This is a genomic window from Prevotella sp. P5-64 (assembly GCF_002251285.1).
Taxonomy (GTDB): domain Bacteria; phylum Bacteroidota; class Bacteroidia; order Bacteroidales; family Bacteroidaceae; genus Prevotella.
The window spans coordinates 53829-66410 of record NZ_NPJK01000004.1 but is presented as its reverse complement, the minus strand read 5'-3'; the positions used below and the strand labels follow the sequence as shown (position 1 = coordinate 66410).

Below are 12582 nucleotides of genomic sequence, written 5' to 3'. Positions count from 1 at the left end.
AGAGGCCACGAGGGCGATGGCCATGGCTGTCACCACTGTTACACACCTGTTATATTTCATGTACACTATATCGTTGATGGCAAAGTTGGAAGTGCTTAACTTTGCAGCGTCTAATCAAAACTAACAGGTAACATGAAACAGAACAAAAGAAAAAGAAACAAGCTGTGGACAGCGATAGCTGCGACATGGCAGAGATGGAAACGACGACACCGCACGGCAGCCCAAACCATACTGGCAGACGAAGAACTGTGGCTGCAGGCTCTGATGACAGCATCACTGATAGCACTCTACATGAAAAAACACTGAGAAACACACAGACTGAAACACAACAGACAAACTACAGGATAACAATGGAAATCAAACTTACACGAATAGCCCGACACAAGGACTACACCATAGGTCGGATGGAGATAGACAACGAGTATATCTGCGACACGCTCGAACCCACGTGGCGCGACCTGGCCCACGGCGGTCGCAAGCAGAAGGGAAAGACTGCCATACCCGAAGGGCGGTATGCCCTGGTGGTGACCAAGTCGCCTAAGTTCAAGAAGTGGCTGCCTCTGCTGCTCGGCGTGCCAGGTTTCGATGGTGTGCGCATACACTCGGGCAATACGCCAAAAGACACGCAAGGGTGCATACTCGTGGGACAGAACCGGAAGAAAGGCATGGTGCTCAACTCGCGCATAGCCATGGAAGAGATAATGAAGATACTTGACAGCCGCAAAGCCGGCGAACCGGTCTTCATCACAATCGTGTGAACGCTGCAGGAGCAGCACCACACGCCGGGTGACGACGGCAAGAGGCATGCCCCCTACAACAAAAATAATAAAACAATCTGCCAGCCACTGGAGCGCTGGCAGATTGTTTTGCGTTTATACCCAGAGGGTCGGCAGAAGGATGTCTATGACCGAGACTGCGATGGAGCCACCCGGGCAGCCCGCAAGGGCACGGAACAGCGGTGCAGCCATAGGGGCAGAGCCCGGGGGCGGGTCATCGCTGGCTGAGCTTGTCTATCATAATGCGGGCGGTATTGTCGGGAGCCACCTCGTCGCCCAACCTGCGCTGCACCTCGGCATAGCCCTCGAGCATGGGGGCGCGGTCGGCTCCGCCAGGGAGTATGCGCTCCAGATGGGATGCGATGCCTTCGAGGGTGAAGCGGTCGGCAAGCAGCTCGGGCACCACCTCGCTGTCGGCGATGAGATTGACCAGACTGATGAAGCGCACATGGATGATGTGGTTGAACGCAAAGCGGATGAGCCGTGGCAACGGCGTCTTGTAGCACACCACCTGGGGCACGCCGAAGAGTGCCGTCTCGAGGGTGGCGGTGCCGCTGGTGACGAGCGCCGACACAGCATGGGAGAGCAGCGGATAGGTCTCGTTGCGCACCATCGCCACATCGTGACCCTCGAGGAAGGGCGCATAGTAGGCATCGTCTATCGAGGGTGCTCCTGCCAGCACCATCTGGTACTGGCGGGTAAGTCCGCGCCGCTCGAGCAGCCGTTCGGTGGCAGCAATCATCATAGGCAGATTGTCCTTGATTTCCTGTCGACGGCTGCCGGCAAGCAGGGCTATGATGGGGCGGTCGTCGAGCTGGTGACGGGTACCGAAATCCTGGCGCGACTCGGTGTAGGATGCCCTGAAGTTGCGCACCTCGTCGGCAGTGGGGTTGCCCACATAGTGGATGGGATAATGATGGCGCTCCTCGAAGAACGGCACCTCGAAGGGGAGGATGGAGAAGAGCTCGGAGACATCGCGCTTGATGTTGCGGATGCGCCACTCCTTCCACGCCCATATCTTGGGCGAGATGTAGTAGAACACGGGGATGCGGGTGTGGCTGTGCAGATACTGGGCAATATTGAGATTGAAGCCCGGATAATCGACGAGGATGACCACGTCGGGCTGCCACTCCACAATGTCGCGCTTGCACATGGCCATATTGCGGAAGATGGTGGGCAGATGCAGCAGCACGGGCACGAAGCCCATGTAGGCCAGTTCGCGGTAATGGCGCACGCGGGTGCCGCCGACTGCCGTCATCAGGTCGCCGCCGAAGAAGCGGAACTGGGCGTCGGCGTCATACCTACAGAGCGACTGCATGAGATGGCTGGCATGCAGGTCGCCGCTGGCTTCGCCTACGATAAGATAGTATTTCATAGTTTCCAGTTGTTGACAGTATCTATCATCTGATAAGCAGTAACATCAATGGTGGTGGGGGTAACAGCCACATAGCCGTGGGCAAGTGCCCACTGGTCGGTGTCCTGGGCATCGGGCTCGGCATTGCGGTAATGGCCCACCATCCAGTAGTAAGGATAGCCGAGAGGATGGCGCTGGGGGGAGACCTCGTTGACCCACTCGCCGAAGGTCATGCGGCAGGCTCGGATGCCTTCAAAGGTCTTGCGGTCGGGGAAGTTGACATTGAGGCAGACGCCCTTGGGCAGTCCCTCGGCCAGCACCCGCTCTACCACGCGGCGCACATAGTGGGTGAGGTGAGTCTGCGACGACTGGGGGTTGTAATCGCAGTTGGAGAACGCCACCGAGGGGATGCCCTTGATGCAGCCCTCGACAGCCACTCCCATGGTGCCCGAATAGTGGTTGTTGACGGTGGAGTTGTCGCCATGGTTGATGCCACCGATGACAAGGTCGGGAGTGCGGCCTCCACAGAGCTCATCTACAGCCAGTTTGACACAGTCGACGGGGGTGCCGTTGGTAGACCATACCTCGACTTCGCCCATATTGTGGCGGCGCGTCAGGCGCAGGGGGACAGTGGCAGAGAAAGCGCGGGAAAAGCCCGAGCGGGCAGAGTCGGGCGCGCAGACGATAATCTCGCCCATATCGCCAATCATCTCGACAAGCGAACAAATACCTACGGCATCGAAGCCGTCATCATTGGATACCAATATCAGTGGTTTATTAATACTCATTATTTTTCGTTATTTTTTCGCTACAAAAGTACGAAAAAAGGGCCAAGAATACGACTATATCATATAAAATATGTATCTTTGCAGTCTAAATAATCGATAGAATTACATAGGAAATGGGAAAAATTATAGCTGTGGCAAACCAGAAAGGCGGTGTAGGTAAAACTACTACTACGATAAACTTGGCCGCCTCGTTGGCAACTTTAGAGAAAACCGTGCTGGTGGTAGATGCCGACCCACAGGCCAACGCTTCGAGCGGATTGGGCGTAGACATCAAGGAGGTGGACTGCTCGCTCTACGAGTGCATCATTGACCATACCGATGTCAAAGAGGCCATCTACACCACCGACATCGACGGTCTCGACATCATACCCAGCCATATCGACCTGGTAGGTGCCGAGGTGGAAATGCTCAAGATAAAGAACAACCGCGAGAAGATGATGAAAGAGCTCCTTGCACCCATGCGCGACGAGTACGACTATATACTGATAGACTGTGCGCCTTCGCTGGGACTTATCACCGTCAACTGTCTCACTGCCGCCGACTCGGTTATCATCCCCGTACAGTGCGAATACTTTGCGCTCGAGGGTATCAGCAAGCTGCTCAACACCATCAAAATCATCAAGAGCAAGCTCAACCCGAGACTGGAGATAGAAGGCTTCCTGCTCACGATGTATGACAGCCGTCTGCGTCTGGCCAACCAGATATACGACGAGGTGAAGCGCCACTTCCAGGAGCTGGTCTTCAAGACTGTCATCCAGCGCAACGTGAAGTTGAGCGAAAGCCCGAGCCACGGACTGCCCGTGATCCTCTACGACGCCGAATCGGCTGGTGCCAAGAACCATCTGAACCTGGCCAAGGAAATCATTGACAAAAACATGTAAGACTATGCCTCCACACAAGAAATTCAACATATCGGGCAAAGGCACCGCGCTGGGACGCGGACTCGATGCGCTCATCTCAACCGAAGATGTAAGGACGAGCGGGTCGTCGACCATCAACGAGATTGCCCTCAACCAGATAGAACCCAACCCTAACCAGCCACGCCACGAGTTTGACCAAGAAGCGCTCGACGAACTGGCTACAAGCATACGCGAACTGGGCATCATCCAGCCTATCACGCTGAGACAGGTGGCCGATGACAGGTATCAGATTATTGCCGGCGAGCGCCGTTGGCGTGCCTCCCAACTGGCTGGACTTGAAACCATTCCCGCCTACATCCGTACCGTCAACGACGAGAACGTGATGGAGCTGGCTCTGGTCGAGAACCTGCAGCGCCAGGACCTCAACGCCATCGAAATCGCTTTGGCCTACGAGCATCTGCTCGAAGGTAGCGGCATGACTCAGGAACGCATCAGCGAGCGCGTGGGCAAGAGCCGTACTGCCATCACCAACTATCTGCGTCTGCTCAAGCTGCCTGCTCAGGTCCAGATGTCGCTCCAGAAGAAAGAGCTTGACATGGGCCACGCCCGCGCTCTGCTGTCGCTCGAGTCGCCTACCCAGCAGATTAAGCTCTTCAAGGACATCATCAAGAACGGTTACTCGGTGCGCAAGGTCGAAGAACTGGTGAAGCGCATCAAGAACGAAGAGCAGATGGACAATGACCAGAGCAACATACAGAAGAACCCGCTCAGCGAGAAGTTGGGCACGCTGTCCAAGCAGCTTTCGGGCGTACTGGCCACCAAGGTCCAGATGACCTGCACCAGTAAGGGCAAAGGCAAGATAAGCATCCCCTTTGCCAACGAGAGCGAGCTGGAGCGTATTCTGCTGATGTTCGACAAACTCAAAGGCTAATCAACGTGAAGTCATACACTAAGTTATATCTCATAATACTGGTGGTTTGCATGGCCATGACTATGCCCCTGACAACCGCTGCCCAAAGCCGGAAGACCGACTGGGGCACCACTCCCGCGCCGCAGAAGAAGGACACGGTCAAGGTGGTAAAGGGCACAGCCGAGGCGATCAAGGACACGGTCAAGGCTACCAAGGACATAGAGGCAGCCATCTCTACCGAGGCTCTTTCCACGCCCGACACTGCGCAGACTGTGCAGGCAGAGACACCGCTGACCCTCACTCCCGACACGCTGACCCAGAAGAAGAAGAGAGACTGGAGCACGTGGCGCCCAGAGACCAAGCGCGCAATGTGGCTCGCCCTGGTGCTGCCCGGAGCCGGACAGATATACAACCGAAAGTACTGGAAGCTGCCCATCATCTACGGTGGATTTGTAGGCTGTGCCTACGCGCTGCGCTGGAATAACATGATGTACAAGGATTATTCCCAAGCCTACATGGACTTGATGGACAACGACCCCAACACCCAAAGCTACAACAAATTCCTTTATTTGGGCAACCAAATAGATAACAGCAACAAAGAATATTACCAGAAACTGTTCAAGAACCGTAAGGACAGATACCGCAAGTGGCGCGACATGAGTGTCTTCGCCATGGTTGGCGTGTATCTGATATCCGTGGTCGATGCCTACGTTGACGCATCGCTGTCAGAGTTTGACATATCGAGAGACCTGAGTATGAAGGTAAGTCCCGCAGTCATCAAGGAGCGCAGCGAATGGACAAGCTACAATCCGCTCAACTCGTCGGCAGTGGGGCTGCAGTGCTCGCTGACATTCTGAACTATCTCTGGGAAGACAAAAGACAAACAAGAAAAGATATCTTATTATATAATGAAGAGAATATATGCGATTATGACCGTTTTGGCCCTGTGTGGATGGAATACTACCCAAGCCCAAAACGTGGAAACTGAAATAACGGTAACAGACAAAGGAAAAGAAGAAGTAATCGAACTGCCGCAAGGTATGATCACAGAGGTTGACAGCCTGCTGCATCTGTATAACACCAAGACTTACATGAAGCCGGCGACAGACTGCAATGTGCCCAACGTCAATCCCATATACACCAAAGAGGAGTATATGGAGAGGCTCAAGCGCATCCCGTCGGTGATAGAAATGCCCTACAACGACATCGTCCAGAAATTCATTGACCGCTACAGCAGCCGCTTACGCCGTTCGGTAAGCTATATGCTGGGCGCACAGAATTTCTATATGCCCATTTTTGAACAGGCGTTGGAAACCTACGGACTCCCCCTCGAGCTCAAATATCTGCCCGTAATCGAGTCGGCACTTAACCCCAAAGCCGTATCGAGAGTCGGCGCCACAGGTCTGTGGCAGTTTATGCTCAAGACAGGCAAGAACTACGGACTGGAGGTCAACTCGCTGGTCGACGAGCGCCGCGACCCCGTCAAGGCATCCTACGCCGCAGCAAGGTATTTGAGCGACCTGTACAAGATATTCGGCAACTGGAACCTGGTGATTGCCGCCTACAACGCCGGACCTGAAAAAATCAACAAGGCCATTCACCGTGCCAACGGAAAAGCAGATTATTGGGAAATTTATCCCTATCTCCCCCAGGAGACGAGAGGCTATGTACCTGCTTTCATAGCCGCCAACTACATCATGACTTATTACTGCGACCACAATATCTGTCCGATGGAGACCGACCTGCCAGCCAAGACAGACACCGTGATGATAGACCGCGACGTACACTTTGAGCAGATAGCCCATGTGCTCAACATGGACGTGCGCCAGATAGAGGAGCTCAACCCCCAGTATCGCCGCGATATAGTCAACGGCACCTCCAAGCTGTCTGCGTTGAGGTTGCCATCGACCCAAATCACCCAGTTCATCGACAATCAAGACTCCATTTTCGCCTACAACGCCCAGGACCTGCTGTCCAAGCGCGAGGAGGTGAAGGTCAACGACGACGTGCCCACCTACACCAAGTCGAGCAAAAGCAAGAGCCGACGCAAAGGCAGAAGAGGCAGAGGCAGCAGACGCGTGACCATCAAGAACGGCGATACGCTGTCTGAAATCGCACATCGCAACCACACCACGGTAGCCAAGCTCAAGAGGCTCAACAAGATAAGTGGAACCAACATCAGAGCCGGCAAGAAAATCAGAGTCAAGTAAACCCTCGTATATCAACCCTACAACCCTAAGGATATGGAAAGTCAGTTGCCTAAGACCAAAGAAGAATTGGAAGAGCAGATGGTAGACGATGCCTTCCAGCACCTCAAAGATACGTATCTCGCGTCGCGCCACCGCAAGAAAATAGATATTATCAACAAGGCTTTCAACTTCGCCCGCCAAGCCCACAAGGGCGTGAAGCGACTGTCGGGCGAGCCCTATATCCTGCACCCCATCGCTGTGGCGCAGATAGCCTGCGAGGAGATGGGGCTGGGCTCGACCAGCATCAGCGCAGCCCTGCTCCACGATGTGGTCGAAGACACCGACTACACCGTCGAGGACATCGAAAACATCTTCGGTGCCAAGATAGCGCAAATCGTTGACGGACTGACCAAAATCAGTGGAGGCATCTTCGGCGACCATGCCTCGGCACAGACAGAGAACTTCAAGAAACTGCTGCTCACCATGAGCGACGACATAAGGGTCATCCTCATCAAAATCTGCGACCGACTCCACAACATGCGAACCCTCGAGTCGCAGCCTGCCAACAAGCAGTACAAGATAGCAGGCGAGACCCTGTACATCTACGCCCCCTTGGCCAACCGACTGGGTCTGAACAAAATCAAGACCGAGCTCGAGAACCTCAGTTTCAAGTTCGAGCACCCCGAGGAGTACGCCAACATCACCAACAAGCTCAACTTCACCAAGGAGGAGCGCGACAAGCTCTTCGAAGAATTCACCGCCCCCATCAGGCAAGCCCTCGATGCGGCTGGGGTGAAATACAAGATTATCGCCCGCGTCAAGAGCCCATACTCTATATGGAACAAGATGCAGACCAAGCACGTCACCTTCGAAGAAATCTATGACCTCCTTGCCGTACGTATCATCTTCACGCCCAAGGTCAGAGAAGAGGAAATCAACGAGTGTTTCAAGATTTACGTCGCCATAAGCCGCATCTACAAGTCTCACCCCGACCGCCTGCGCGATTGGCTCAACCACCCCAAAGCCAATGGCTATCAGGCTCTGCACGTCACGCTGATGAGCAAGCAGGGACGATGGATAGAGGTGCAGATACGCTCCGACCGCATGGACGAGATAGCCGAACAGGGATTTGCCGCCCACTGGAAGTACAAGGAGGGCAACGACAGCCAGGACGGAGATATCCAGGAGGACGAGGTGGAACTCAACAACTGGCTGCGCACCATCAAGGAGATACTCGACGACCCACAGCCCGACGCCATGGACTTCCTTGACGCCATCAAGCTCAACCTCTTTGCCTCAGAGATTTTCGTCTTCACCCCCAAGGGCGAAATCAAGACCATGCCCGCCGGCAGCACCGCCCTCGACTTCGCCTTCCAAATCCATACCTTCCTCGGCAGCCACTGCATCGGCGCCAAAGTCAACCACAAGCTGGTGCCGCTGAGCCACAAGCTGCAGAGTGGCGACCAGGTAGAAATCCTCTCGTCCAAGGCACAGCACGTGCAGCCCTCGTGGATTAACTTCTGCTCGTCGGCCAAAGCCAAGGCAAAGATACAGGCCATCCTGCGCCGCGAAAACCGTGAAATCCAGAAGAAGGGAGAGCAGGTTCTGACCGACTGGATGAAGAAGAACGACTTCGAGCTTACCACCTCCAATCTGGACAAGCTCTGCGAGTATCACGACATGCAGAAGCACGACGACCTGTTCCTCGCCATCGGCGAGCGCACCATCCTGCTCGGCGAGAAAGACATAGACAAGCTCAACGAGAAAGACAAGAAGAGCACCTCGACCTCCAGCTGGCGCAAGTACGTGTCGTTCCTCGGCCTCGACAAGAAAAAGAAGAAGGATGAAGACGACACTGTGGAACCCGTCACCGTCAAGGAGGGTTTCAACAAGAAGAAGCCGTGTATTATCAACGAAGAGCACATCGGCAAATACTTCTTCCGCGACTGCTGTCACCCCATTCCCGGCGACGACATCCTGGGTTACATCGACAACAAGAACCATATCGAGATACACAAGCGCAACTGCCCCGTGGCGAGCCGACTCAAGACGAGCTACGGCAACCGCATACTCGACGCCAAGTGGGATATGCACCGGCTGATGTTCTTTGATGCGACCGTAGAAATCAAGGGTATCGACCGCAAGGGTATGATATTCGATGTGGCCAAGGTCATCACCGACGAGCTCGACATCAACATCCACCGCGTCACCGTCACCGCCGACGAGGGCATCTTCGACGGTTCGATAGAGCTTCGCGTCCACGACCGTAGTGATGTCAAACTCATCATGGACCGGCTCAAGAAAGTCGACGGCATACAGGAAGTGATGCGCATCAACTGATACTGCCGCCATGCCTGCCACAAGCGCACGCACAGGATACAGCAAGGTAAGACTCCACATCGGGTCTTACCTTTTTTTGTTGTCCTCCCAGCAGACGGGCATTGCCGCCTGCACGCCAGTCATTATCGCCACAGCCGCGCAGAGCCCATTCACGCTCGCACTGACCACAGCGGGTAGCTCGTAACATAAGCCACGTGGGCTCGTGTCGTATGAAACGTGGGCTCGTGCCTTACGTTACGTGTCCTGTACCTTACGTTACGAGCCAGCAACCATCATCACAGACACGACTATCCATGACCATTATTGCAATGTCTATCATAGCAGATGCCCAGATTGCACTGAGCAGCGCTCTCGCCCTGTTCGGCAGCGAGCCGATACCAGTGGGCATCCTCGTCGTCGCTCTGGCCTCCCCCCAGCCCTTCCTGAAAACAGAAGGCAAGATAGTACTGGCCGCGACCGTCGAAATCAAGGGCATAGACCGCAAGGGTATGAACTTCGATGTGGCCAAGGTCATCACCGACGAGCTCGACATCAACATCCACCGCTTCACTGTCACCGCCGACGAGGGCATCTTCGACGGTTCGATAGAGCTTCGCGTCCACGACCGTAGTGATGTCAAACTCATCATGGACCGGCTCAAGAAAGTGGATGGCATACAGGTGGTGATGCGCATCAACTGAGACTGCCGCCACGCCAGCCACAGACACGCACACAGGATATAGCAAGGTAAGACTCGCCATCGGGTCTTACCTTTTTATGCGGCAAGCCCCCATAGGCGGAGCCGTAGGGCTGACCTATGGGGGCGAGTACTGTGCAGACGGGGCTGCGGCAGCCATGCCGTCTTATCTCATTGTCTATTACCTTTTACAGCTTTACCACCTTACCCATAAAGAGGATGGCACCCGTGGTGTTCTCGCGGACGGCGTAGATGAAGGGGTGGTCGAAGGAGAGATTGGGCATAGGAGTCATAGCGCCGTCGATGCCAACCCCTGCCGACACACCTGCTGCCTTTGTGCCATTCTCATTTACATGGATGGCCACCTTGTGGGCGATGAGGGTAATTACGGTATTATTATATTCATTAATAACTTTAGGAATAGCAGCCCAGTCAAGTGAGGGCATACCCAAAGATTCCATCGCGCGCATAATGTTCTTCCAACTGGCCTCTGCCGAGAAGCGTGGAAGCCGAATGATAGCCATGCCCTTGGTCATCTGGTTGTGCCATCCCCACCAGTCGGCTTTCTCAATAATATCGTTCAGGTATTCCGACTTCTTGGGCATCACCACCATCATGCTGTAATAGCCCTGTCCGTAAGGCATTTCCACCATCTGCAGCGAGTCGTCTTGATAGTGGTTCACCTCTTCCGTGTTGCACATGGTCATCACGTTGCGTTGGTTGCCATCAAGGCCATAGAATGGAAGGGCTTTGGATTCGGCGGCATTGAAAGGATTGGACCATTTACCGTCAAAATAGTTTGCATTTACTACAATGAATTCTGTTAGATTGTCTATACTCAAAGGGAAACTGGTGATAAGTCCTTTCGTGCTTTCCTTAGCCCATGCGTCAACCCGTTGCTGCATTGCTTTGGGATTGTTGCGAATATCCACCACGCTCAGGTTTGCCTTGTAATACTGATCCATCGTGCTCTTAAACCCAGACCGATAGGTATATTTCTTGTCCAACCAGGCGCTGTTGTTTAGGCCTATCTTTACATATTGGTCATCTTCGCCCAACTTGTTGAGCATAGCCAGATTCTCCTGGTTCAGACTCTCTATATCGTCATACCCCAAGGCTTCCACTATCTCTTTCGCCGCAACATCGTCAACGCCATTGGCCAGCATCGAGAGCACATACTGCATGCTCATGGGAGCCACGCACACGTTGTCACCCTGCTTCTCTGGGTCGGCCGAGAGCAAGGCCATCAACTTGTTGGCAAACTTGTTGCTCTGCTGTGCAAACTCGGTCTGCTGCACCTGGCTGTATGCCAGCGGTATGGGCTTCAGATCCACATCATTTCCACCGCCGTTTCCCTTGTCGTCGGTGCAACTTGCCATCGACACCAATAGCGCCGAAATGGCAAACATAGAAATCATCTTTCTCATAATCGCTTGATATCTGTCAGTTAATATTATTTCTCTAATTTGAAGTATCTCCTGTTAGTGTTATATCCAAGAATATTACCTATCACATAATAGGTATCATCGGCATCCGAACCTAATGGATGGAAACTTGGATTTCATCCGAAATTGCCCTGGTAAGCATAATCTCGTTTGTAAGTCCCTGCTTTCTCATACTCTACAAGGATACTTGCAGCCGTCTATCACGAACAGGTGCTGCTGCACGATGCCAAGAAGGCCAACAAGGGCAGAAGCAGATAGATTTTTGCTTTCTTTGTCATGATGATGTCATTTTGAGTTTAGTCCTACGTTTCAGGTGTTTGGCATCCTCCTTTGGGCAGCGTGGTCTGGTATATCGTGATGTGTTAGATAACTATGGTTATACTAATAGCGTTTGTAGGCTTTTACGGCTGTAAAGATATGAATAATAAGAGAAACCACAAAAAAAGCAGAAAAATTCATTCTGTGACGAAAAAAAAGACAAAATGCTGAAACATCATGACTTATAAGGGTAATTGGTATGCTGTGCTTTATCCCAAATCGGTCATTAAGGCTTGCATGGATTTTACTTTAGAAGAGTGGATTTGGGTTGGGTTAAGCCACAGGTCTGATACTCTGATTGCCCATAACCCACCATCTTAATCCTAACAAACCACATAGCAGCAAGTTCCCAAGCAGCGGCAACTCTGAACCGAAGGTCACCGGCGCGGAGCGGAAAGGTAATGGAGTTGCGATTCCCCAGCCCAGGGTTGCGGGCGAAGCACGCTACCCTGGGTAGCTGACACCACTATTATAGCTACTCTGTAGGAGTTGCGCTTAGCCGTAGGCGTCATGTGTGTCTCGTGCGCTTCGATATTCTCTGGATATACTCGCATAAGAAGATACAAAAAGTCCGCCGTTGGCGGTAAAAAAAGTCCGGCTTGCGCCGGTAGAAAAAGTGATTAGCTTATTTCTTGTCGATATATAACACCTCTTCTTCATTGCTCTCTTCGAAGAACCATACAAGCAGTTGTTTTTTTACCGCCAACGGCGGACTTTTTGAACGGCCAACGGCCTTTTTTACCATGCCGGCTGTTGTCGCCATGCGGCGCATGGCGTTGGGGATGGTGGTGATGACAAGGAGGAAAACTCGTTTTCCAACTGGCGTCACCGCCGTCAACAAAAAGGCGAAGCCGACAACAGCCGCCATGGCTTTTTGTATTTATATCATCCTATATATTATGTCCTGCTGCAGGTAACGCCTACGG

At 53.3% G+C, this 12582-nt stretch carries 12 protein-coding genes; 8 read left to right on the top strand and 4 right to left on the bottom strand.

Going from position 1 to position 12582, the window contains the following annotated elements:
* Positions 1-132 precede the first annotated feature (132 nt).
* Positions 133-306: a hypothetical protein gene (locus CIK87_RS14180; protein WP_022310901.1), complete on the top strand. Its 174-nt coding sequence runs from the start codon at positions 133-135 to the stop codon at positions 304-306.
* 44 nt (positions 307-350) lie between these two features.
* Positions 351-758 (top strand): DUF5675 family protein, encoded by a 408-nt coding sequence (locus tag CIK87_RS00760; protein WP_094384618.1) that lies wholly within the window; start codon positions 351-353, stop codon positions 756-758.
* A gap of 232 nt (positions 759-990) precedes the next feature.
* On the opposite strand, the gene lpxB is transcribed toward CIK87_RS00760, so the two are convergent.
* Positions 991-2151, bottom strand: a complete 1161-nt coding sequence (gene lpxB, locus CIK87_RS00755) for a lipid-A-disaccharide synthase (protein WP_094384616.1) — start codon at positions 2149-2151, stop codon at positions 991-993.
* Positions 2148-2918, bottom strand: coding sequence for a 5'/3'-nucleotidase SurE (surE, locus tag CIK87_RS00750; protein ID WP_173823467.1), 771 nt, complete (start codon positions 2916-2918; stop codon positions 2148-2150). The genes lpxB and surE overlap by 4 nt, the downstream gene beginning before the upstream one ends.
* Before the next feature lie 113 nt (positions 2919-3031).
* Here surE and CIK87_RS00745 point away from each other — a divergent pair, with 113 nt between their 5' ends.
* The 6 genes from CIK87_RS00745 to CIK87_RS00720 all read left to right on the top strand — a co-directional run bounded on the left by CIK87_RS00745 (position 3032) and on the right by CIK87_RS00720 (position 9897).
* Positions 3032-3799, top strand: coding sequence for a ParA family protein (locus CIK87_RS00745; protein ID WP_022310897.1), 768 nt, complete (start codon positions 3032-3034; stop codon positions 3797-3799).
* Between the two features lie 4 nt (positions 3800-3803).
* A complete protein-coding gene (locus tag CIK87_RS00740) occupies positions 3804-4709 on the top strand; it encodes a ParB/RepB/Spo0J family partition protein (RefSeq protein WP_022310896.1) in 906 nt (301 codons plus the stop codon).
* Positions 4710-4771: 62 nt separating this feature from the next.
* On the top strand, positions 4772-5545 hold the full coding sequence (locus CIK87_RS00735) for a DUF5683 domain-containing protein (RefSeq protein ID WP_254046481.1): 774 nt from the start codon (positions 4772-4774) through the stop codon (positions 5543-5545).
* 51 nt (positions 5546-5596) lie between these two features.
* Complete coding sequence (locus CIK87_RS00730; protein WP_094384611.1) at positions 5597-6898, top strand: lytic transglycosylase domain-containing protein; 1302 nt, start codon at positions 5597-5599, stop codon at positions 6896-6898.
* 33 nt (positions 6899-6931) lie between these two features.
* Entirely contained in the window at positions 6932-9217 is a 2286-nt protein-coding gene (locus tag CIK87_RS00725; RefSeq protein ID WP_094384609.1) for a bifunctional (p)ppGpp synthetase/guanosine-3',5'-bis(diphosphate) 3'-pyrophosphohydrolase, read from the top strand.
* Positions 9218-9525: 308 nt separating this feature from the next.
* Positions 9526-9897: an ACT domain-containing protein gene (locus tag CIK87_RS00720; RefSeq protein ID WP_254046480.1), complete on the top strand. Its 372-nt coding sequence runs from the start codon at positions 9526-9528 to the stop codon at positions 9895-9897.
* 184 nt (positions 9898-10081) lie between these two features.
* On the opposite strand, the gene CIK87_RS00715 is transcribed toward CIK87_RS00720, so the two are convergent.
* On the bottom strand, positions 10082-11320 hold the full coding sequence (locus CIK87_RS00715) for a serpin family protein (RefSeq protein WP_094384605.1): 1239 nt from the start codon (positions 11318-11320) through the stop codon (positions 10082-10084).
* A gap of 961 nt (positions 11321-12281) precedes the next feature.
* Positions 12282-12524, bottom strand: a complete 243-nt coding sequence (locus CIK87_RS00710) for a hypothetical protein (RefSeq protein ID WP_094384603.1) — start codon at positions 12522-12524, stop codon at positions 12282-12284.
* Between the last annotated feature and the right edge of the window lie 58 nt (positions 12525-12582).